Here is a 21,544-nt window from a genome sequence, read left to right as displayed (position 1 = left end):
CGCGGCGTCGGCATCGGCATCGGCGGCGCGGTGAAAGGCGCACGGTGAGAGGCCTGTTCTGGCTGCTCGGGCTCTTCGCGCTGGCCGTCGGCGCGTCGCTGGCCGCGCGCTTCAACGACGGCTACGTGCTGCTGGTTTTTCCGCCCTATCGCGCCGAGGTTTCGCTCAACCTTGCCATCGTCCTGATCATCGTCGGTTTTGCCGCGCTCTACGCCGCCCTGCGGGCCGGCGCGCTGGCCTTGTCGCTGCCGCAACGCGCGCGCGAATTCCGTCAGCGGCAGCGCGAACTGCGCGGTGTGCAGTCGTTTCAGGACGCCGTCCGCCTGCTTTTCGAAGGGCGTTTCGGTCAGGCGCTGAAGAACGCGTCGGCGGCGCACGCCGCCGGCGAGTCGCCGCAGCTGGCCGCGCTTGTTGCCGCGCGCGCGGCGCAGCGCATGCGTGACCCGCTGCGCCAGCAGGAATGGCTGGCGCGCATCGACGACGGCGACAAGCATCTGCAGGCGGCGCGGCTGATGCTCGAAGCCGAGATGCACCTCGACCAGCGCCGTCCGGCCGAGGCGATCGCTGTTTTGCAGCGCCTGCAACAGATCGCCGGCCGCCATCTGGCAGCGCTGCGCCTCGAACTGCGCGCGCAGCAGGCGATGGCGCAGTGGGACGAAACGCTGCGGCTGGTGCGCCTGCTCGAAAAGCGCGAAGCGCTGTCGGCAACCGCCGCCGCCGAAATCCGCCTGCACGCGCACCGCGAGAACGTCCGCGTCTATCGCAAGGACCTGCCGCAGTTGTTCGACTACCGCCGCCGTCTGCCGCGCGAGGAAATGACGCCGCGGCTGGCGCAGGCTTTCGCCGAAGCCTTCGTCGATCTCGGCGCCAGCGACGAGGCCGAGCGGCTGATCGCCGCGCAACTCGACGCCGCCTGGCCGCAGCCCGGCAGCGACGCGCCCGACGACCGCGCCGGTGCCGCGCTGCTGCAGATTTACGGCGAGTTCGCCGGCGGCGAGGCAACGGCGCGCATCGCCCGCGCCGAAGGCTGGCTGGCGGCGCGTCCCGACGACGCGGCGCTGCTGCTGGTGCTCGGCCGCCTGTGCCTGACGCAGCGGCTGTGGGGCAAGGCGCAGAGCTATCTCGAAGCGGCGCTGGCGCGCTCGGCAGCGCTCTCGCCCGGTGACCATCGCCGCGCCCGGCTGGCGCTGGCGCGCCTGTTCGAGGATACCGGGCGCACCGAAGAGGCGATGCCGCACTATCGCGCCGCGGCGCAGCTGGTCGGGTGATCGCCGGTTCTGTCCTTCCTTTCCCGCTGTCGATGACGTTTTCCCCGCACCCTCGTTCGGTCTGCGCGCTGGCGCTCTGCTTGGGCCTCGCCGCATGCGCGACGAACACACCGGCACCGGTACGCGAACAGCCGCCGACGCCAGCACCGTCCGCGTCTCCGTCAGTGTCGCCAGCAGCGCTACCGGCCGCAGCCTCGCCGCCGCCGGTGAAAGCGCGCGTCGCCGCGCCGCCGGTCAGCGTCGGCGTCAGCGAAGGCCGCGCGCTGGTCGCTCGCCGTCTCCCCGCGGGGCTGGCCGACCGCGACGGCTGGGCGACCGACATCTACACCGCTTTCGCCAGCCTGCACATTGCGCCGTCTGCTGAGAACATCTGCGCCGTCGTCGCGGTTATCGAGCAGGAATCGGGATTTCACGCCGACCCGCCGGTGGCCGGCCTCGGCGCGGCGGCATTCCGCGAGATCGAAACGCGCCGGCGCGCGGCGGCGGTTCCGCAGTGGGCGCTCGACGCCGTGTTGAAGCTCCCTTCATCCGACGGCCGCAGCTACCGCCAGCGCATCGCGCAGGCGCGCAGCGAGCGCGACCTGAGCGAGACCTTCGAGGATTTCATTGGCCGCGTTCCGCTCGGCAGGCAGCTGCTCGGCAACCACAATCCGGTGCACACCGCCGGCGCCATGCAGGTGGCGATCGACTTCGCCGAACAGCAGGTACGCGCGCGCCGCTACCCGTATCTGCACAACGGCGACTGGCGCGCAGAGATGTTCTCGCGCCGCGGCGGTCTTTATTTCGGCATCGCCTTCCTGCTCGATTACCCGGCGGCGTACGACCAGCCGATCTATCGCTTCGCCGATTTCAACAGCGGCCGCTACTCGAGCCGCAACGCGGCTTTTCAGCAGGCCGTCGCGCTGCTTTCCGGCACCCGGCTCGCCGCCGACGGCGATCTGCTGCGCTACGAGGGGGCGACGCCGCGCACCGATCCGCCGAGCGCGACGCAGCTCGCGCTGCGTTCGCTGGCGCCGCGCCTGCAACTCGGTCGCGAGGCGATCGACGCCGATCTGCTTCTGGAAAAGACCGCCGAATTCGACGGCAGCAGGCTCTATCGCCGCGTCTTCGCACTGGCCGACGCCGCCCGCGGTACACCCTTGCCGCGCGCGCTGCTGCCGGGGATCGTGCTCAAGAGTCCGAAAATCCAGCGTCGGCTGACCACCGCGTGGTTCGCCGAGCGCGTCGATGCGCGCATGCACCGCTGCCTGGCGCTGGCGCCGGAAACGGCGCTACCGCGCTGATGCGGCGCCGCCGCTCTGATGCGCCGCTAGGCCCAGTCGCGAGGCGGCAGCAACTCGTAGATATTCGTTTCTGGCGATCCCGGTTCGGGCTGCCCTTCACGTCCAATGTTAGCCAGAGCACTATAACGAGCGCCGTAGAGCGCTAAAATGAACGCGCCGAAACACGATTGGTGTCTCTCAGAGGTGGCCTCCTGAGACTGATGATGGCAGGCTATGTTTATCTTTGTTTTGACTCCATGAGCTTTTTCGTGGAATTCGTCGTTTCGGAGTGCATTGCTTGGCTGTCTGAGTTCAGCGGAAAGGAGGGTTTGCTTATGGTGAAGAAGGCTATTCGTGAGGTAATCACATTGGCAAAACGCATTAAGGGGCGCGTCATCGCGTCTTGGGAGGCCCACCTCCCTTCCAGGGTTACCCTGCTGATGAGCCCGTGCAAGTCGGGCGAAAAGAATCGTGGGAGTTCGTACTTTATCAGCAGCAGCATGGGCGCCAAGACAGCTACAGGTTAGCGCCGCTGCTTAACTGCTAGGTCAAGCGGACGCAAATATTGGCCACGCCTTTGGCGGTTTAATGTCCTGTGTGGTGCACTGTCGCCACCGCGCCTCTTCAGGCGGCGCCAACGTTGGACGCTAGGCACACCCTTCCTCACATGGAACGAACTGCAGCCCAAGCTGAAGCTGACAACATCGCTGTTATGGGAGGCGAGATCGGGAAGGTCTACAGTGCTCTTTGGCAGGAGGTTGCGTGGATCAACAAGAAGTGGAACCAGTACGTCGAACTCTTTGGAACGAGTCCAGAGCGCATTGAGCTGCTAAATCGCGCCGCGCCGTCATTTTTCCGAACTTTCCAAGACTCGCTCCTCGACGATGTACTTCTTCACTTGGCCAGACTGACCGACCCCCCCTAAGTCCTCGGGAAGGGCAAACCTAAGCCTTCGTCGTCTGTCGCAGGCGTTGGTGTTGGCGTCGGCGCCGATCGCCGCAAACGCTGATGCTCTCGCAAGCGAGGCTCTCTCCTCCTGCGAGTTCGCCAGAGACTGGCGAAACAGGCGCTTGGCACATCGCGATCTTGACTTGGCCGTAGGTATCAATCCTGAGCCGCTCGCGCCTGTGTCCCGTGCGTCCGTTAAGGTGGCGATAGCTAGTCTCGGTCAACTGCTCAACTTGGTTTCGCGACATTATTTTGACTCGACAACCATGTTTGATTTTCGGCAGGGAGATACAGATGCAGCTAATCTCTTGTACGTAATCCGTGACGGCCTACGCTATGAAGAGGACCGCTTCGCCCGCGTCAAGAGTGGGGAACTGCCATCAAGCGCACTTAAGCCTGATCCGCTGTAGTGCGGCCTACCCCTACCTCAAAGGTGCGCCTCTAGGACCCAGCTGCAGGCAGGCGATACATTGCGTGCTTACAGGTGCTGGATCCGGCTTTTCTGGAGCGTTAGCCCCCCTTTGCTCTGGCGAACATGGCCACATTGGGCCGTTCGGAGTTACTCGATCCTGCAGGGGGGCTCAGGTGAGTTGCGCGAATCAACCAGCTCAAACCCAGTCGCGCGGCGGCAGCAGCTCGTAAATCTTCGCTTCCGCCGATCCGGGTTCGGGCTGCCAGTCGTAACGCCAGCGCACGAGCGGCGGCATCGACATCAGGATCGATTCGGTGCGGCCGTCGCCGTGCAGGCCGAACAGGGTGCCGCGGTCCCAGATCAGGTTGAACTCGACGTAGCGGCCGCGGCGGTAGGCCTGGAAGTCGCGTTCGCGTTCGCCGTAGGGCGTGGCTTGGCGGCGTTCGAGCAGCGGCAGGTAGGCGGGAATGAAGGCGTCGCCGACGGCGCGCGTGAGCGCGAAGCAGCGCTCGAAGCCGCCGGCATCGCGATCGTCTAAATCGTCGAAGAAGACGCCGCCGACGCCGCGCGGCTCCTTGCGGTGCGGCAGCGTGAAGTAGGCGTCGCAGTCCTGCTTCAGGCGCGGATAGACGTCGTCGCCGAAGGGCGCCAGCGCGCTCTTCAGTGTGCCGTGGAACTGGCGGATGTCGTCTTCGAACGGGTAGTAGGGCGTCAGGTCGCAACCGCCGCCGAACCACCACAACGGCTCGCCGTCGGCCGGGGTGACGGCAAGCGCGCGCACGTTGAGGTGCGCGGTCGGGCAGTAGGGGTTTTCCGGGTGCAGCACCAGCGAGACGCCCATCGCCGAAAACGGCGAACCGGCCAGATGCGGGCGGGCGGCGGTGGCTGCGGCCGGCAGCGCCGCGCCGCTGACTTTGGAGAAGGCAACGCCGCCGCGTTCGAAAACGCGGCCGCCTTCGATGACGCAGGTCAGCCCGCCGCCGCTGAGGACGCCAGCGCCGGCCGGTTTCTGCCAGGCGTCGCGGACGAAACGTCCGCCGCGGCTGCCGTCGGCGTCTTCGAGCGCTTCGCAGGCGGCAACCAGACGCAGCTGCAGTTCGCGGAACCAGGCTTCGACGGGGCTGGCCCGGCGAGCGGCAGCCGCGCAGGCGTTTTCGCCGTCCGGAACATGCGGCATTCCGGCGGCTTCGCTCATCGGCTGAGCGCCCGGTGGCCGATGTCCGAACGGATCTGCATGCCGTCGAAGTGGATGCGCGCAACCGCTTCGTAGGCGCGCTTCTGTGCCTGACGCACATTGACGCCAAGCGCGGTGACGCAGAGCACGCGGCCGCCGCTGGTGACGATGCGGCCGTCGACCTCGCGCGTGCCGGCGTGGAAGACATGCGCGTCCTCGCCGATGCCGTCGGCGCCGGGCAGGCCGCTGATCGGGTCGCCGAGACGCGGCGTGTCCGGGTAGTTGGCCGAGGCGAGCACGACGCCGAGCGCGACGCGCGTGTCCCATTCGGCTTCGACCTGGTCGAGCGTGCCGTTGATGCCGTGTTCGAACAGACGCACCAGGTCGGACTTCAAACGCATCATGATCGGCTGCGTTTCCGGGTCGCCCATGCGGCAGTTGAATTCGAGCGTCTTCACCGTGCCGTCCTTGCCGATCATCAGCCCGGCGTAGAGGAAGCCGGTGAAGGCAATGCCGTCGGCCGCCATGCCACGTACCGTCGGCAGGATGATCTCGCGCATGACGCGCGCGTGCACCGCCGGCGTGACCACCGGTGCCGGCGAGTAGGCGCCCATGCCGCCGGTGTTGGGGCCGGTGTCGCCGTCGCCGATGCGCTTGTGGTCCTGGCTCGAGGCGAGTGTGAGCACGTTGCGGCCGTCGACCATGACGATGAAGCTGGCTTCCTCGCCGTCGAGGAAGTCCTCGATGACGACGCGCGCGCCGGCTGCGCCGAGCTTGTTATCGGCGAGCATGTCGTCGACGGCGGCGTGCGCTTCTTCAAGCGTCTGCGCGACGACGACGCCCTTGCCGGCGGCGAGACCGTCGGCCTTGATGACGATCGGTGCGCCGTGGCGGTCGAGGTAGGCGTGCGCGGCAGCGGCATCGGTGAAGGTTTCGAAGGCGGCGGTCGGAATCTTGTGCCGCGCCATGAAGCGCTTGGCGAAGTCCTTCGAGCTTTCGAGCTGGGCGGCGGCCTTGGTCGGGCCGAAGATTTTCAGTCCGCGCGCGCGGAAGATATCGACCACGCCACCGGCGAGCGGCGCTTCCGGACCGACGACGGTGAGCGCGATCTTCTCGCGTTCGGCAAAGTCGGCGAGCGCCGTGAGGTCGGTGATCGGCAGGTTCTCGACGTAGCGCTCATGCGCGGTGCCGGCGTTGCCCGGTGCGACATAGACCTTCTGCACGCCGTTCGAGCGGGCCAGCCGCCAGGCCAGTGCGTGTTCGCGGCCACCGGAGCCGATGACGAGGATTTTCATGGTTTTCCCGGAAATCAGAGGCGAATCGGTGAGCGATCAGTGACGGAAATGGCGGGCGCCGGTGAGTACCATGGCCAGGCCGTGTTCGTCGGCGGCGGCGATGACTTCCTCGTCGCGCATCGAACCGCCCGGCTGGATCACCGCTGCGGCACCGGCGGCGGCGAGCACATCGACGCCGTCGCGGAAGGGGAAGAAGGCGTCGGAGGCGACTACCGAACCCTGCAGTTCAAGGCAGGCGTGCTGCGCCTTGATGCTGGCGATCTTGGTCGAATCGACGCGGCTCATCTGGCCGGCGCCGACGCCGAGCGTCATGCCGCCGCCGCAGAAGACGATGGCGTTCGACTTGACGAACTTGGCGACGCGGTAGGCGAAGAGCAGGTCCTCGATCTGCGCGTCGGTCGGCGCCTTCTTGGTCACCACGCGCAGGTCGGACGCCTGCACGTTGAAGGCGTCCGGCGTCTGCACCAGCAGGCCGCCGCCGACGCGCTTCAGCTCGAAGGCCTGCAGCGCGCGGGCGAGCGGCACTTCGAGCACGCGCAGGTTCTGCTTGGCGGCGAGCAGTTCCTTCGCCGCCGGTGTGAACGCCGGGGCGATCAGTACTTCGACGAAGTGCTTGCGCTCGCTCATGGCGGCGACGACGTCGACGTCGACTGTGCCGTTGAAGGCGATGATGCCGCCGAAGGCCGAGGTCGAGTCGGTCTTGAACGCCTTTTCATAGGCGCCAAGCAGCTTGCCGTCGATGGCGGCGCCGCAGGGGTTGGCGTGCTTGACGATGACGCAGGCCGGCGCGCCGAAGGTCTTGACGCATTCCCAGGCGGCGTCGGCGTCGGCGATGTTGTTGTACGAGAGTTCCTTGCCCTGCAGCTGCACGTAGCTGGCGATGCCGCCCTCGACCGGCTGCGGGTCACGGTAGAACGCCGCCTGCTGGTGCGGGTTTTCGCCGTAACGCAGCGTCTCGACGCGGTCGAAGGCGAACTGCAGCGCTTTCGGGAAGGTTTGCGGCACGTTGGCGTCGTCGAGCGAGGTCAGCCAGTTGGCGATGGCGCTGTCGTAGCGCGCGGTGTGCGTGAACGCCTTCTTGGCAAGATTGAAGCGCGTCGCGTCGGAGAGGGCGCCGTCGTTGGCCGCCATTTCGGCGAGCAGGCTGGCGTAGTCTTCCGGGTCGGTGACGATGGCGACCGCTGCATGGTTCTTCGCTGCCGAGCGCACCATCGCCGGGCCGCCGATGTCGATGTTCTCGATGGCTTCATCGAGCGTCACGCCGGGCTTGGCAATCGTTTCGCGGAAGGGGTAGAGGTTCACGCAGACGAGGTCGATCTGCGGAATGTCGTGCGCGGCGATCGTCGCCAGATGTTCGGGCAGGTCGCGGCGGGCGAGGATGCCGCCGTGCACCTTCGGGTGCAGCGTCTTGACGCGGCCGTCGAGCATTTCCGGGAAACCGGTGTAGTCGCCGATCTCGGTGACGGCGAGGCCGGCGTCGCGCAGCAGCTTGGCGGTGCCGCCGGTCGATAGCAGGGCGACGCCCTGCGCGGCGAGGCCGCGCGCGAAGTCGAGCGCGCCGCGTTTGTCGGAAAGGCTGATCAGGGCTTGACGGATTTTCATGGGGTGTCGGGACTCGGAAGTCGGGAGTGGTCAGTCGGGAGAGTCGGGTCGTGAAGCCGGCGTTCAGGCGAGCAGGTTGTAGTCGACCAGTTTCTTGCGCAGCGTGTTGCGGTTGATGCCGAGCATCTCGGCGGCCAGTGTCTGGTTACCACCGGCCTGACGTAAAACGATTTCGAGCATCGGACGTTCGACGCTCTTCAGCACCATGTCGTAGATGCCGGCCGGTTTTTCGCCGTCGAGGTCGACGAAGTAGTTTTCCAGCGCGCCGGAAACGCACGCCGAAATGTCAGTACTCTTTTTCATGCGGCCAGCCCTCCCCAGGCTGGATTGCTGTTGTCGGTGTCAATAAAGCCGGCAGCAGCCGGCTCGTCGATGTAGCTGAGATGCTCGCCGTGCGTGCCGAGCGCCAGGAAGAAATCGTCGACTGCCTGCTGTTGCAGGTCTATCGTCGGCAGCTGGTTCATGGCGTGGCGGAAAGCCGCCGAGCCGACCAGTCCCTTGGTGTACCAGGAGATGTGTTTGCGCGCGACGCGCACGCCGGTATCGACCCCGTAGAACGAGTACAGGTCTTCGAGGTGCGCGCGCAGGATGGCGTGAATCTCGGCGACGCGCGGCGGCGGCAGCTTCTCGCCGGTGGCGAGGTAGTGTTCGATCTCGCGGAAGATCCACGGCCGGCCCTGTGCGGCGCGGCCGATCATCAGCGCGTCGGCGCCAGTGGCATCAAGTACCGCGCGCGCTTTTTCCGGCGTCGTGATGTCGCCGTTGGCGACGACCGGAATCGACGCGGCGGCCTTCACCGCGGCGATGGTGTCGTATTCGGCGTGGCCGCTGTAGCCGCAGGCGCGCGTACGGCCGTGAACGGCGAGCGCACGGATGCCGCTCGCTTCGGCGATGCGCAGGATGTTGAGCGCGTTGCGGTTGGTCTTGTCCCAGCCGGTGCGGATTTTCAGCGTCACCGGCGTTCCCGGAACGGCATTGACGACGGCTTCGAGGATGCGACCGACCAGCGGCTCGTCCTTCAAGAGCGCCGAGCCGGCCATCACGTGGCAGATCTTCTTCGCCGGACAGCCCATGTTGATGTCGACGATCTGCGCACCACGGTCGACGTTGTGGCGGGCGGCGTCAGCCATCATGCGCGGGTCGGCGCCGGCGATCTGCACGGCGATCGGCGCCACTTCGCCTTCATGATTGGCGCGGCGCTGCGTCTTGGCGCTGCCGTAGAGCAGCGAGTTGGACGTAACCATCTCGGAGACCGCGAGGCCAGCGCCCATCGTCTTGCACAGCTGGCGGAACGGGCGATCGGTCACCCCCGCCATCGGTGCGACGAAGAGATTGTTGCGCAGGGAAAATCCGAGGTAATTCATCGCGGGCGGCTGTGTCGGAGGCGGCAAAACGGCGAAATATGGGCGGTGCCAGGCGGGTACGCAAAGCGCGTGCGCAGCGTCTGCGCACGCGTCGGGAACTGCCGGGAAGGCGCGGATTCTACTCTTTTCGCCGCTTAAAAAATAGTCAATTACCGTGCCGCGCCGGCGCGTCGATGGCGCCCCGCGCGAGGCGACGGGCGAGCGGACGGCGCAGCGCGGGCAGCAGGTCGAGCGCCAGCAGGGCGGCGCCACGTACGGCGGCGGCAGCCGGCAGCCTGAGGCTGAAGACGCGCAGCAGGCCGTCGGTGAAGGCGATGGTGCCGAGACGGTCGCTGCGTCGCCGGCGCTGGTAGCGGGCGAGGCAGGTAGCGACGTCGGGCGGGGCGCCAGTTGCGCTGCTGGCTGGGCGTGAAGGCTCGTCAGCAGCGAATGTGCTGGCGAAGGCGGTGGCAATCTCGTCAGCCAGCACCCAGGCATCGCGCAGGCCAAGGTTGAAACCCTGGCCGGCAACCGGGTGCAGGTTCTGCGCGGCGGCGCCGATCCATACCTGGCGTTCGCCGACCGTCTGCCGGCGCGCACGCAGGGCGAGCGGGAAGGCAGTGCGCGGGCTGATCGCGGCAAAGTCGAGGCGGCCGCCGAAATCGGCGCGCAGTGTCGCGAGAAAAGCCGTGTCGTCGAGCGCCAGCAGCGCCGGCGCGCGTTCGCTGCTCGTCGTGTAGACGAGCGAGAGTTCGCGCCCCAGCGGCAGCAGCGCGAGCGGGCCGTCGCCGGTGAAGCGTTCCCAGGCGCGGCCGCCGTGCGCACGGCTAGGCGTCACTTCGGCGACGATGGCGACCTGCCGGTAATCGCGGCCCCAGTATTCGATGCCTTCTGCGTCGGCGACTCCCTCGGCGTGCACCACGAGCGCCGCTTCGATCGGCCAGTTGCGCTGCGCATCGCGCAGGCTCAGCGTCAACACTGCAGCGCCGTGCTTGATCGCGGTGACGCAGGTCTGCGCGTGACGACTGAGGCACGCGCCACCGCTGGCGTTTGTGCTCGCCGCAGTCAGCGCCTGTTCCAGCGACGAAACGAGCGCGCCGTAGCGCAACACATGTCCGAGCGCCTGCCCGGCCGATGCCGTGCTTTGCCGTGCGGCGTCGCTGGCGTCGATCAGCGTACGGCCGAAGCCGCCGCGCTGCGAGACGTGGATTTCGCGGATCGGCGTCGCTTCAGCGGCCGGCCAGGCGCCGAGGCGCTGCAGGATCTGCCGCGAACCGGCGGCGAGCGCCAGCGCGCGCGGATCATCGCGACCGGCGCCTTCACCGCGCCGGTCGAGCAGCGCGATGCGCAGCGGCTGCCCGCTGGCGAGCAGTGCCGTCGCCAAGGCCAGACCGACCGGGCCGGCGCCGAGGATGGCAACGTCGTAGCGTTCCGGCACATTGGCCACCGCCGCGGCGGGTGGATTCGTCGCGCCGGGCGCCTGCGCGCAGCCGGTGTGTGGCGAAGGCGCTGCCTCAGTCACGGCGCATCACTTCCTCAATGTCGGCGATGCTCTTCGGCGCCGTCGTGTAGACATGCGCGCCGTCGGCGGTGACCAGCACATCGTCCTCGATGCGGATGCCGATGCCGGTCAGTTCCGCCGGCACGCCCTCGCCGGGGCGCAGGTAGAGGCCGGGCTCGACGGTCAGCGTCATCCCCGGCGCCAGCGTCGTCCACGCCTCGCCCTGCTTGTAGTCGCCGGCATCGTGCACGTCAAGGCCGAGCCAGTGGCCGGTGCGGTGCATGTACCAGGGTTTGTAGGCCTCGGACTCGATCACACCATCGACGCTGCCGGCGAGAATCTTCAGGTCGATCAGTCCCTGCGTCAGCACGCGCAGCGCGGCGTCGTGGTAAGCGGCGAACGGCACGCCGGGGCGAATGGCGGCGACGGCGGCGGCCTGTGCGGCAAGCACGATCTCATAGACGTCGCGCTGTGCCGGTGTGAAGCGGCCATTCACCGGAAACGTCCGCGTGATGTCGGCGGCGTAGCCCTCGACTTCGCAGCCGGCGTCGATCAGCACCAGCGCGCCGTCGGCGAGCAGGCGGCGATTGTCGACGTAGTGCAGGATGCAGGCGTTGGCGCCGCCGGCGACGATCGGCGAGTAGGCGTGACCGTCGGCGCCGCGGCGGCGGAATTCGTGCGTCAGTTCTGCTTCCAGCTCGTATTCGGCCATTCCCGGCCGGCAGGCGTGCATGGCACGCGCGTGGCCGGCCGAGGCGATGTCGGCGGCGCGGCGCATGACTTCGATTTCGTGCCGGTCCTTGAGCAGACGCATGGCGTCGAGCGGCGCACGCAGGTCCTGCAGCGTGCGCGGTGGCCGACGGCCGGCGCGCGCCATGCCGCGTACCGTCGCCATCGCCGAAAAGATGCGTGCATCCCAGGCGCTGTCGTCGCCGAAGGAGTGCCACAGCGTTTCGCGGTCGGCGATCAGCTCGGGCAGGCGGTTGTCGAGTTCCTCGATCGGCCAGGCTTCGTCGAAGGCAAAGGCGTCTTTCGCTGCTTCCGGGCCGTAGCGGAAGCCGTCCCAGGTTTCGCGCTCGACGTTCTTGCTGCGGCAGAAGAGCACTGAGCGCGCCGGCGCAGCGCCGCTGGCGCCGAGCAGGACGAGAACGGCTTCGGGTTCGGGGAAACCGCTGAGGTACCAGAAGTAGCTGTCGAAACGGTAGGGGTGGTGCGTGTCGCGGTTGCGCACGCGCTCCGGCGCCGTCGGCACGATGGCAACGCCGTCGCCGAGTTGCGCCAGCAGGCGCTGGCGGCGGTTCAGGAACGGCGTGTGAGTGCTGGCTTGCGGGTTGGCAGTGTTGGTCATTGGCGCGTGTTTTCCGGCGGGGCAGGGCGGGAGAAGTGCTGGCTGGGTGCGGCTCAAGCGCCGGCTGCGGAGGCCAGTGAAGTGCGCAGCGCGCGGTCGAGTTCGGCCAGGCGTTCGGGTGTCCCCACGTCGACCCAGCGGCCGGTGTGGCGTTCCCCGCCGAGCCGGCCGGCAGCGATGGCGGCGTCGAGCAGCGGCCGCAACTTCATCACCGCGCCGCGTTCGACACCGCTGACCAGTGCCGGCGAGAAGACGCCGATGCCGGCGTAGGTGAGCGTTCCGGGCGCTGCTGGCAGAAGTGTCTCCGCAGTTGTTCCCCGGTCGCTCGCGCGCAGCGTCGGCGCGGCATCCCTCGCAAAACGCAGCGCCTTGTCAGCAAGCAAGAAATCGCCGCCCGGATGCTGCTGCGGGTTGTCGACCATGAGCAGATGTGCGTCGTGGCCACGCGTGGCGAGCGCGTTGCCGATCGCCGGCGCCCGGGCGACGTCCCAGTCGCACCAGACGTCGCCGTTGATCACGAGAAAGGGTTCTGCACCGAGCAGCGGCAGCGCCCAGGCGATGCCGCCTGCGGTTTCGAGCGCGCCTGCCGGTTCGCGCGACCAGCGGATGGCGACGCCGAAGGCGCTGCCATCGCCGAGCGCCGCCTCAAGCTTGTCGGCGAGATGCGCGCAGTTGATCACCACTTCGGTCAGGCCGGCAGCGGCCAGCCGTTCTAGATGCCAGACGATCAGCGGCTTGCCACCGGCGACGAGCAGCGGCTTCGGCGTCGTGTCGGTGAGCGGGCGCATGCGCTCGCCGCGGCCGGCGGCGAAGATCAGCGTCTTCATCAGACGTGGAAGCCGAGCACCGTCTGCCGGTTCTCGATCACGTCGAGCAGGCGCGCCAGCGGCAGCAGTTCGCGGTAACGCTCGCAGGCGCGGCGCAGGTAGGCGGCAACGCGCGGCATGTCCTTCAGGTAGCCGTCCTTGCCGTCGCGGTAATTGAGGCGGGCGAAGATGCCGAGCACCTTGAGCTGGCGCTGCGCGCCCATCCACTCGTAGTCGCGGTAGAACTCGTGGAATTCGGCGGGCAGCGGCAGGCCGGCGCGGCGCGCTTCCTCCCAGTAGCGGATGACGAAGTCGAGCTCCTGCTCTTCGTCCCAGTCGATGTAGGCGTCGCGGAACAGCGAAACGACGTCGTAGCTGGCCGGGCCGAAAACGGCGTCCTGGAAGTCGAGCACGCCGGGCGAGGCCGGGAAGGCGTCGCCGGAGACCATCAGGTTGCGCGAGTGATAGTCGCGATGCACGAACACCTGCGGCTGCGCCAGCGCGCAGTCGAGCAGCGTGGCGAAAGCGCCGGCGAGCGCTTGCTGCTGCGTGGCGTCGAGCGTGATGCCGAGGTGGCGGGCCAGATACCAGTCGGGGAACAGCGCCAGTTCGCGTGCCAGCAGTTCGCGGTCGTAGGCCGGCAGCACGCCGGGGCGGCTGGCGCGCTGGATGGCGATCAGCGCCGCGCGCGCCTCGCCGTAAAGCACCGGCGCCGCCGCCGGCTCGACGCTGAGCGCGTCGAGATAGGTGCATTGACCCAGGTCGGCGAGCAGCAGGAAACCTTGTTCGACATCGGCGGCGAAAACCTCGGGCGTGTTGGCGCCGGCGGCGCGGAACAGCGCGCCGATGTCGAGGAAGGGCCGGCAGTCTTCCTGCGGCGGCGGCGCGTCCATGACGATGCGCGTCGTCCCGTCGGGCAGGTTGACGCGGAAGTAGCGGCGGAAGCTGGCGTCGGCCGAAGCCGGCGCGATCTGCCAGTCCTCGCCAGCAAGCTGCGCTGCAAGCCAGGCGTGCATGGTCTGGCTGCGCACATCGGTGGCGGGGTTTGCGGACAAAATCTCGGCCTTGTCCTGCGTTGGCTGGCTCATCGGGTTTCTCCGGAAAGGCGGGCGCATCGTGCTTGCTTCGGGCGGGCGTTGGCGCAGCGTCGCAAAATGTCACGGAATGCCAGCTGGCGCGGCCGGATCAAGCGCTTTGATGATGCTAAAATGCGCCGATTTTACACCTGCTTGGCTGGCCGCCGCCGGCAGGTGCTTTCGAGGCTACAGTTCCCTGTCCCCTACTGCCGACACGCTTCCTGCCCACCCAGAACGGCGGAATTTCCGGATGACTCTTCCCTTTCGCGCCAGACCGATGGCGATCTTCGTCTGCTGTGCCTTCTCCGGCGCGGTGGTCGGTGGTTTTGCCACGCCGCTCGCGGCGCAGGGGCTGACGCCGTTACGCGTCGATCCGACCTTGCTCGGTCTGCCGGCACCCGAGCCGGTCAAGCCAGCGCCGCGCGCCGAAGTCAAGCCGGTGCAGGCGCCGGCGGTCGAAGAGCGTAGCGGTGCGGCGGCGAACGTTGCCGGGAGCAGCGCCGGATCGGCTGCCGGCACCGGCGACGTGTCAGCGGATACGGGACGTTCGGCGACCAAGGCCGTCGCGCGCCGTGCCTCACCGGGCGCCATTCCGTCAGCTGCCGCCGTACCTGCGGGCGAGCCGGGACCTGTCGTGCTGCCTGTGCGTCCGCCGCGCGCGGAGGATGCAGCCAGCGCCGACCGGTCAAGCCAGGACAGGCCGCTGCCAGTGGCGCCAGTGGTCGTCGCGCCGGCGCTGGCTGCGCCGGTTGCGAGCGCAGCTGCGGCAGTTCGCCCGGCCGAACGCAGCCGCGAGTATTCGGTGCCGCGTTCGGCCAGTGTTGCCAGCACGGGAACGCCGCGTGTTGCCGGCGCTGCGCCGTCTTCGATGGCGCCCTTGCGCGTCGATCCTGCGCTGCTCGGACTTCCTGCGTCGGTCGCGTACGTCAGCGATGGCGGCGGTGCTCCGCCTGTGGCAACTGCGGTAGCCGGCGACGCGCGTGCGAGTTCCCGGCCTGCAACAAGCTCGCGCCGTGCGCGCGCTACCGGCGCGACGGCACGGGCTGCTGCCAGCGAGGCCGGTGCGCCCGCCTCCGGATCCTGGTACGACCCGGTGTGGAAGCCGCTGAAGAACGTCTGGGACGTCGGCACGCTCGAGTTCTACCTGCCTTTCCACACCTATCACCTGCGCAGTTCCTATACGCAGGAGCAGATCGCCGGCTATCAGGAAAAACCTCTCGGTTTCGGTATCGGTCGCGGCCTGTACAACGAGAAGGGCAACTGGGAAGGCATTTACACGATGGCTTTCCAGGACTCGCACTTCAAACCGCAGTACATGGCCGGTTACGGCTGGAAGACCTTCTGGCGACCGGTCGACGATGTACGCCTCGGGCTCGGCTATACGGCTTTCCTGATGTCGCGTTCCGACGTGTTTGGCTACGTGCCTTTTCCTGGCGTGCTGCCGATCGCGTCGCTTGGCTACAAGAACCTCAGCGTCGAAACCGCCTTCATGCCTGGCAAAAAGGGCGCCGGCAACATCTTCTTCTTCTGGTTCAAGTGGGAGCTGGGCAAGCCGGGAGAGGCGATCGGCACCCCGGCACCGGCACCGGCGCAGCCCGAGCCACGCGCTGAAATGGTCGCCGGTCCGTATCGCTCGCCGCAGTCGATCAGCGCTTCGTCGCTGCGCTATCCGTCGGCGAGCACGGGCGGCATGCCGTCACCGACGCCGCTGCCGGCGATTACCGGTACCGGCAGCGAACGGCCGTCGCTGGCGCCGACGCAAGAACTCCTGCCGCCCCTGGTGCCGGCAACCGGGCCGCGCGACGAGGAGGAAGTGCCCGACGATCTGCCGCCGCTGGCATTGCGCCCGGCCAAGCGCCTGACGCCACTGGCAAAGAGCGACGAGCCGCGTCCGGTATTCCTGACTGCCGAGCGCATGTATGGCCAGGCCGAGACCGAGATGGTCGCCGAGGGCGACGCCGAGTTGCGCAAGGTTGGCACCGTGGTCAACGCCGATCAGCTGACCTACTGGCCGATCAACGACGAGATTGACGCCAGTGGCGATGTTCTGCTGCTGCAGGGCGACGACGTCATCAGCGGTCCGCACATGCGCCTGCGTCTGCAGGATCAGGTCGGCTTTTTCGAACAGCCGGCCTACACCTTGAAGCGGCAGCCGAAACTTCTTGGCACGCCCACGCTTGGAGCGTCGGCCTCCTCTCCTTTGGCAAACGGAGGAAGTACTCTCGGTGGTGGCAATGCTTTCTTTACGGCGACGACAGGAGGCACCGAAACAGGGTCTTACAAGAGATCCTACGGGAGCTCGGGTCCGCTCGTTCCTTCGGCTTACGCGACATCCGAGAACTTCGATGCGTTCACGCCATCACTTGGTTCGCTTGGGCCCCGCGCTGCCGTTGAGGGGCGTGGCGAAGCGGAGCGCATCGACTTCGAAGGCGAGAACCAGATCCGCATCACCGACGGCACCTACACCACCTGCAAGGCGGGCAACGACTCCTGGTACGCGCAAGCCAGCGAGATGAAGCTCGACTACGACCGCGAGGTGGGAGAAGGTCGCCACGGCAGGGTGTATTTCAAGGACGTGCCGATCCTCTATTCGCCCTGGCTGACCTTCTCGCTCAACAACCAGCGCAAGTCAGGCTTTCTCGCGCCGACCTTCGGTTCCACGAGCCAAGGTGGTTTTGATTTCACCGTCCCGTATTACTGGAACATCGCGCCGAACATGGACGCGACGATCTCGCCGCGCGTGCTGAGCAAGCGCGGTCTGCAGGTGAACAGCGAGTTCCGCTACCTCGATACGAGCTATTTGGGTCAGGCTCGGCTGGAGCTGCTGCCGAACGACATGATGCGCAACGAGAACCGCTACGGTCTGTCATTGATGCACACGCAAGCGCTGGCGCCGGGCCTCTCGGGCATGATCAATTACAACCGTGTTTCCGACGACAACTACTACACGGATCTTTCCAGCCGCATTGGCAGCACCTCGCAAACGCAACTGCTGCGTCAGGGCATGCTCACCTGGGCGCCGAGCGGCTGGTGGACGACGACGCTCAACGTGCAGTCTTACCAGACACTGCAGCCTGATCCGACGGTTAGCGTGACGCGGCCGTACAACCTTGTTCCGCAAGTCACTTTCAACGCACGCAAGCCCGACTGGTACAACACCGACAGTTCGCTGTTCGGCCAGTACACCGCGTTCTCGAATGCCGATCCGACGAAGCCCGAGGCAAAACGTCTGGTCGTCTACCCGCAGGTCGCGCTGCCTTTCATCCAGCCCGGCTGGTACGTGACGCCGAAGATCGGCGTGCACGCAACCAGTTGGTCGCTGACGCGGCAGGGCGCCGACGTGCCCGATTCGATCAACCGCACGCTGCCGGTCTTCTCGGTCGATGCCGGCATGACTTTCGAGCGTCCGCTCGACTGGCTGGGCAAGAACTTTACGCAGACGCTCGAGCCGCGACTCTTCTACCTGAATGTTCCCTATCAGGACCAGAGCAAGATTCCGCTGTTCGACAGCGCGCTCGCCGACTTCAATTTCGCGCAGATCTTCGCCGAAAACCAGTTTACCGGGCAGGATCGCTTCAACGACGCCAACCAGCTGACCGCGGCTCTTACTTCGCGCCTGATCGCGCCGGACAGCGGACGCGAAGTGATACGCGCGATGCTTGGCCAGCGCTACTACTTCAGCAGCCAGCAGGTGACGCTCAATAACACCGACGGTGAAAAACGCATCTGGACCAAGTCCGACCTGCTTGCCGCCGTCTCGGGTGAGGTCGGGCCGAAGATTTATGCCGACGCGGCGATGCAGTACAACGTCGAGCAGGCGCGCAGCGAGCGGATGACGCTCGGCGGGCGCTACCTGCCCGAGCCGGGCAAGGTTTTCAACGCCGCCTACCGCTTCAACCGCGACCAGATCAAGCAGGTCGATTTCTCCGGGCAGTGGCCGATCGGCGGCGGCTGGTATGCCGTCGGCCGCATGAACTACTCGCTGAAGGACCAGCAGCCGATCCAGAACATTGCCGGTTTCGAGTATAACGGCGGCTGCTGGGTGCTGCGCGTTGTTGGCCAGCGCCTGGCGACGACGTCGGGGACGGCGTCGTCTTCCTTCTTCGTGCAGCTCGAACTCAACGATTTCTCACGCATCGGTTCCAATCCGCTCGACGTTCTCAAGCGCAACATCCAGGGCTATGGCCTGATCAATCAGCCGACCGCCGACCCCGTTTTCGGTCAATGAGGAAGACTGCATGAACGCTCCCCGCCATTTCCGTCCCCTGCGGGCATTTCTCGCTGCCGTTCTTGGCGCGGCCGTCCTCTGCCAGGCGCCGACCGCCTTTGCCGCGCCGCGAGCCGAACCGGCGATGGCCGACCGCATCGTTGCCGTGGTCAACGACGAGGTGATCACGCTCAACGAGTTGCGCGCGCGCCTCGATTCGGCGCAGGGCCAGCTCAGGCGACAAGGGACGCCGTTGCCGCCGCAGGAGGTGCTGCTGCGGCAAATGCTCGAACGCATGGTGATGGACCGCATCCAGTTGCAGTACGCGCGCGACACCGGCTTGCGCATCGACGATGCGCAGCTCGATCAGGCCTTGCAGCGCATCGCCGCCAACAACCGCATGTCACTGGCGCAGTTCCGCGAGACACTGGCGCGCGACGGCATCGCTTTCGCGCGTTTCCGTGAGGAAATCCGCGAGGAAATCACCATCGCCCGCGTGCGCGAGCGCGAAGTCGAGAACAAGATCGCCGTTTCCGAAGGCGAAATCGACAACTACCTCGCCGGCGATGCTTCGCAGCGTGGGCAGACCGAGGAATTCCGTCTGGCGCACATCCTCTTCCGCTCACCGGAAGCGGCGAGTCCGGAGCAGATCCAGAGGCTCAAGGCACGCGCCGAACAGGTGCTCGAGCGACTGAAGAAGGGCGAGGATTTCGCCCAGCTTGCCGCCGCCTATTCCGACGCGCCCGATGGTCTCACCGGCGGCGATCTTGGCTGGCGCGCACTCGACCGAATGCCGGCGATTTTTGCCGAGTCGGCGACGCAGTTGAAAGCCGGCGAGACTTCGGCGCTGCTGCGCAGCTCGAACGGCTTCCACCTCGTCAAGCTCGTCGCCCGACGCGGCGGTGCCGAGGTGCCGGCGGTGCAGCAGACGCGCGTTCGCCACATCCTGATCAAGGTCAATGAGGTCGTTTCCGAATCCGAGGCGCGGCACAAGCTCGAAGGCTTGCGCGAGCGGCTGCTCAACGGTGGCAATTTTGCCGAACTGGCGCGGCTCTATTCGCAGGACGGCTCGGCGCCGAAGGGCGGCGACCTCGGCTGGATCTATCCCGGCGATACCGTTCCCGAATTCGAGCGCGCGATGAACGAACTGGCGCCAGGCCAGCTCAGCCAGCCGGTGCAGTCGCCTTTCGGATTCCACCTGATCGAGGTGCAGGAGCGGCGCGTGCAGGACGTTTCCAGCGACCGCCAGCGCATGGCGGCGCGGCAGGCATTGCGCGAACGCAAGTTCGACGAGGCCTATCAGGACTGGCTGCGTCAGGCGCGCGATCGCGCCTACGTCGAACTGCGTCTGGAAGAGCGCTAGGCGATGCCCGACTCCGCTGCCAGTGCCGCCGCGCGCGAAGCCGGGTCGCCGCGTGTGTTGCTGCCTGACGCGCTGCCTCTGATTGCCGTCACTTCGGGCGAGCCGGCCGGCGTCGGCCCCGAGCTGTGCCTGCGCCTGGCCGAGCGCGACTGGGCGCGCGATTGTGGCGCGCGCGTGGTCGTCCTATGTGATCGGGCGCTGCTCGCCGGACGCGCGGCGCAGACCGGCTTTGCCGGCCTGCTGCGCGAGTGGCCTGCGGCTAGCGGCCATCTGCCACCACCACTGCCTGGCGTGCTCGATGTGCTGTCGCTACCGCTGGCGGCGCCGGCGACCGCCGGCCGGCTCGATCCGGCCAATGCGCGCTACGTGCTGGCGCTGCTCGACCGCGCGCTCGCCGGCTGTCGCGGCAGTGACCGTCAGTCGCCCGAGTTCGCCGCGATGGTCACCGCGCCGGTGCACAAGGCGGTGATCAACGCCGCCGGCGTTCCCTTCACCGGCCATACTGAGTACCTCGCCGACGCCTGCGGCGTGCCGCGCGTGGTGATGATGCTCGCCGGCGGCGGCCTGCGCGTCGCGCTGGCGACGACGCACCTGCCGCTCAAGGACGTTCCGGCAGCGATCACGCGCGAATCGCTGGCGACGACGCTGCGCATCATCGCCGCCGACATGGTCGCCAAGTACGGCATCGAGCACCCGCGCATCCTCGTCGCCGGACTCAACCCGCACGCAGGCGAGGACGGCTGCCTCGGCCGCGAGGAGATCGAGGTGATCACGCCGACGCTCGCTGCCTTGCGTGCCGAAGGCCTCGACCTGATCGGCCCCTTGCCCGCCGACACCATGTTCACGCCGCCGCAACTCAAGCGCGGCGACTGCGTTCTCGCCATGTACCACGACCAGGGGCTGACCGCGCTCAAGTACGCGAGCTTCGGCCACGGCATCAACGTCACGCTCGGCCTGCCGGTGATCCGCACCTCGGTCGATCACGGCACCGCGCTCGACCTCGCCGGCAAGGGAACCGCCGATCCGGGCAGCCTGTTCGTCGCCGTCGAGCAGGCGATCGAGATGGCACGCCGCGCCGCCGCGCGGCATGGTCAGCGTGCGACGGTGGCGCCATGAGCGCCGGCACCGGACACCGCGCGCGCAAGCGCTTCGGCCAGAACTTCCTGGTCGACCGCGGCCTGATCGGCGATATCGTCAACGCCGTCGCGCCGCGCCGTGAGGACTGCGTCGTCGAGATCGGCCCCGGCCTCGGCGCCCTGACCGAACCGCTGCTAGCGCGTGTTGATCACCTGCACGTCGTCGAGATCGACCGCGATCTGGTCGCACGCCTGCGCCGCCGCTTCCCGGCGGAACGCCTGACGGTCAACGAGGGCGACGCGCTCAGCTTCGACTTTGCTTCCTTGCCGCGTGCTGCCGGCAGTCATCTGAAAATCGTCGGCAACCTGCCGTACAACATCTCGACGCCGCTGCTCTTTCATCTTGCCGACTTTGCCGACAGCGTGCGCGACATGCACTTCATGCTGCAACGCGAAGTCGTCGAACGCATGGTCGCCGAACCTGGCAGCAGCGATTACGGCCGGCTGACGGTGATGCTCGGCTACCGCTTCGTCATCGACTGGCTGCTCGACGCGCCGCCGGAAGCTTTCGACCCGCCGCCGAAAGTACACTCGGCGGTGGTGCGTCTGATTCCGCGTCCGGTGGCTGACCGGCAGGCGGTCGACGAAGCGCTGTTCGCGCGCGTCGTTGCCGCCGCTTTCGGCCAGCGACGCAAGATGCTGCGCAATACGCTCAAGGGAATCGTCAGCGACGCCGGCTTTGCCGCGCTGGGCATCGATCCGACGCGCCGCGCCGAGGAATTGCCGCTCGCCGACTACGTGCGGCTGGCCAACTGGCTCGCCGCGCAGCCCCCGGCGCCAGCCGCCGCCTGAGCGCGCAACAG

General features: G+C 67.3%; 18 protein-coding genes and 1 other RNA gene. 10 read left to right on the top strand and 9 right to left on the bottom strand.

The features are described 5' to 3' along the window. Positions 1-44: 44 nt before the first annotated feature. The 6 genes from GGD90_RS00650 to GGD90_RS18365 all read left to right on the top strand — a co-directional run bounded on the left by GGD90_RS00650 (position 45) and on the right by GGD90_RS18365 (position 3,888). Positions 45-1,268 carry a heme biosynthesis HemY N-terminal domain-containing protein gene (locus tag GGD90_RS00650; RefSeq protein ID WP_153117065.1) on the top strand — a complete coding sequence of 408 codons (1,224 nt, stop codon included), beginning with the start codon at positions 45-47 and terminating at the stop codon, positions 1,266-1,268. Positions 1,269-1,348: 80 nt separating this feature from the next. Then, positions 1,349-2,551 (top strand): DUF1615 domain-containing protein, encoded by a 1,203-nt coding sequence (locus GGD90_RS00645; RefSeq protein WP_221227610.1) that lies wholly within the window; start codon positions 1,349-1,351, stop codon positions 2,549-2,551. A 154-nt stretch (positions 2,552-2,705) separates the two neighbouring features. Beyond that, positions 2,706-2,767, top strand: an RNA gene (locus GGD90_RS00640) — hammerhead ribozyme type II. A gap of 32 nt (positions 2,768-2,799) precedes the next feature. Then, positions 2,800-3,057 (top strand): hypothetical protein, encoded by a 258-nt coding sequence (locus GGD90_RS00635; protein ID WP_153117066.1) that lies wholly within the window; start codon positions 2,800-2,802, stop codon positions 3,055-3,057. 140 nt (positions 3,058-3,197) lie between these two features. After that, a complete protein-coding gene (locus GGD90_RS18370; RefSeq protein ID WP_184414880.1) occupies positions 3,198-3,455 on the top strand; it encodes an AbiU2 domain-containing protein in 258 nt (85 codons plus the stop codon). A gap of 49 nt (positions 3,456-3,504) precedes the next feature. Further along, positions 3,505-3,888 carry an AbiU2 domain-containing protein gene (locus tag GGD90_RS18365; RefSeq protein WP_407690637.1) on the top strand — a complete coding sequence of 128 codons (384 nt, stop codon included), beginning with the start codon at positions 3,505-3,507 and terminating at the stop codon, positions 3,886-3,888. A gap of 198 nt (positions 3,889-4,086) precedes the next feature. Here GGD90_RS18365 and hemF read toward each other — a convergent pair whose 3' ends face one another. The 9 genes from hemF to GGD90_RS00580 all read right to left on the bottom strand — a co-directional run bounded on the left by hemF (position 4,087) and on the right by GGD90_RS00580 (position 14,047). Continuing rightward, a complete protein-coding gene (gene hemF / locus GGD90_RS00620; RefSeq protein WP_153117184.1) occupies positions 4,087-5,067 on the bottom strand; it encodes an oxygen-dependent coproporphyrinogen oxidase in 981 nt (326 codons plus the stop codon). 14 nt (positions 5,068-5,081) lie between these two features. Then, a complete protein-coding gene (purD, locus tag GGD90_RS00615; RefSeq protein WP_153117067.1) occupies positions 5,082-6,359 on the bottom strand; it encodes a phosphoribosylamine--glycine ligase in 1,278 nt (425 codons plus the stop codon). 36 nt (positions 6,360-6,395) lie between these two features. Beyond that, positions 6,396-7,961: a bifunctional phosphoribosylaminoimidazolecarboxamide formyltransferase/IMP cyclohydrolase gene (gene purH, locus GGD90_RS00610; protein ID WP_153117068.1), complete on the bottom strand. Its 1,566-nt coding sequence runs from the start codon at positions 7,959-7,961 to the stop codon at positions 6,396-6,398. 63 nt (positions 7,962-8,024) lie between these two features. Then, positions 8,025-8,264 (bottom strand): helix-turn-helix domain-containing protein, encoded by a 240-nt coding sequence (locus GGD90_RS00605; RefSeq protein ID WP_153117069.1) that lies wholly within the window; start codon positions 8,262-8,264, stop codon positions 8,025-8,027. Beyond that, positions 8,261-9,325 carry a tRNA dihydrouridine synthase DusB gene (gene dusB / locus GGD90_RS00600; RefSeq protein ID WP_153117070.1) on the bottom strand — a complete coding sequence of 355 codons (1,065 nt, stop codon included), beginning with the start codon at positions 9,323-9,325 and terminating at the stop codon, positions 8,261-8,263. Before dusB ends, GGD90_RS00605 begins: the two co-directional genes overlap by 4 nt. A gap of 145 nt (positions 9,326-9,470) precedes the next feature. Further along, complete coding sequence (locus GGD90_RS00595) at positions 9,471-10,826, bottom strand: FAD-dependent monooxygenase (RefSeq protein WP_228273748.1); 1,356 nt, start codon at positions 10,824-10,826, stop codon at positions 9,471-9,473. After that, the gene (locus GGD90_RS00590) at positions 10,819-12,153 is read right to left on the bottom strand and encodes an aminopeptidase P N-terminal domain-containing protein (protein ID WP_153117071.1); all 1,335 of its coding nucleotides are present in this window, start codon (positions 12,151-12,153) and stop codon (positions 10,819-10,821) included. The genes GGD90_RS00595 and GGD90_RS00590 overlap by 8 nt, the downstream gene beginning before the upstream one ends. Positions 12,154-12,206: 53 nt before the next feature. Continuing rightward, positions 12,207-12,980: an N-acetylmuramate alpha-1-phosphate uridylyltransferase MurU gene (gene murU, locus GGD90_RS00585; protein ID WP_153117072.1), complete on the bottom strand. Its 774-nt coding sequence runs from the start codon at positions 12,978-12,980 to the stop codon at positions 12,207-12,209. Beyond that, positions 12,980-14,047: an aminoglycoside phosphotransferase family protein gene (locus tag GGD90_RS00580; RefSeq protein WP_407690638.1), complete on the bottom strand. Its 1,068-nt coding sequence runs from the start codon at positions 14,045-14,047 to the stop codon at positions 12,980-12,982. Before GGD90_RS00580 ends, murU begins: the two co-directional genes overlap by 1 nt. A 238-nt stretch (positions 14,048-14,285) precedes the next feature. Between GGD90_RS00580 and pagP the strand changes: the two genes are divergently transcribed. The 4 genes from pagP to rsmA are packed head-to-tail and all read left to right on the top strand — an operon-like array spanning position 14,286 to position 21,533. Further along, positions 14,286-18,263 carry a lipid IV(A) palmitoyltransferase PagP gene (pagP, locus tag GGD90_RS00575; RefSeq protein WP_184414878.1) on the top strand — a complete coding sequence of 1,326 codons (3,978 nt, stop codon included), beginning with the start codon at positions 14,286-14,288 and terminating at the stop codon, positions 18,261-18,263. Positions 18,264-18,273: 10 nt separating this feature from the next. Beyond that, the gene (locus GGD90_RS00570; RefSeq protein ID WP_153117074.1) at positions 18,274-19,605 is read left to right on the top strand and encodes a peptidylprolyl isomerase; all 1,332 of its coding nucleotides are present in this window, start codon (positions 18,274-18,276) and stop codon (positions 19,603-19,605) included. Positions 19,606-19,608: 3 nt separating this feature from the next. Then, positions 19,609-20,721 carry a 4-hydroxythreonine-4-phosphate dehydrogenase PdxA gene (gene pdxA / locus GGD90_RS00565; RefSeq protein WP_184414877.1) on the top strand — a complete coding sequence of 371 codons (1,113 nt, stop codon included), beginning with the start codon at positions 19,609-19,611 and terminating at the stop codon, positions 20,719-20,721. After that, positions 20,718-21,533, top strand: a complete 816-nt coding sequence (gene rsmA / locus GGD90_RS00560) for a 16S rRNA (adenine(1518)-N(6)/adenine(1519)-N(6))-dimethyltransferase RsmA (protein ID WP_153117075.1) — start codon at positions 20,718-20,720, stop codon at positions 21,531-21,533. Before pdxA ends, rsmA begins: the two co-directional genes overlap by 4 nt. The last annotated feature ends 11 nt before the right edge of the window (positions 21,534-21,544 follow it).

The sequence above is a fragment of the Rhodocyclus tenuis genome, assembly GCF_014197755.1.
Taxonomy (GTDB): Bacteria; Pseudomonadota; Gammaproteobacteria; order Burkholderiales; family Rhodocyclaceae; genus Rhodocyclus; species Rhodocyclus tenuis.
The sequence above is the reverse complement of the archived record's forward strand: the minus strand, read 5'-3'. Positions and strand labels throughout refer to the sequence as shown.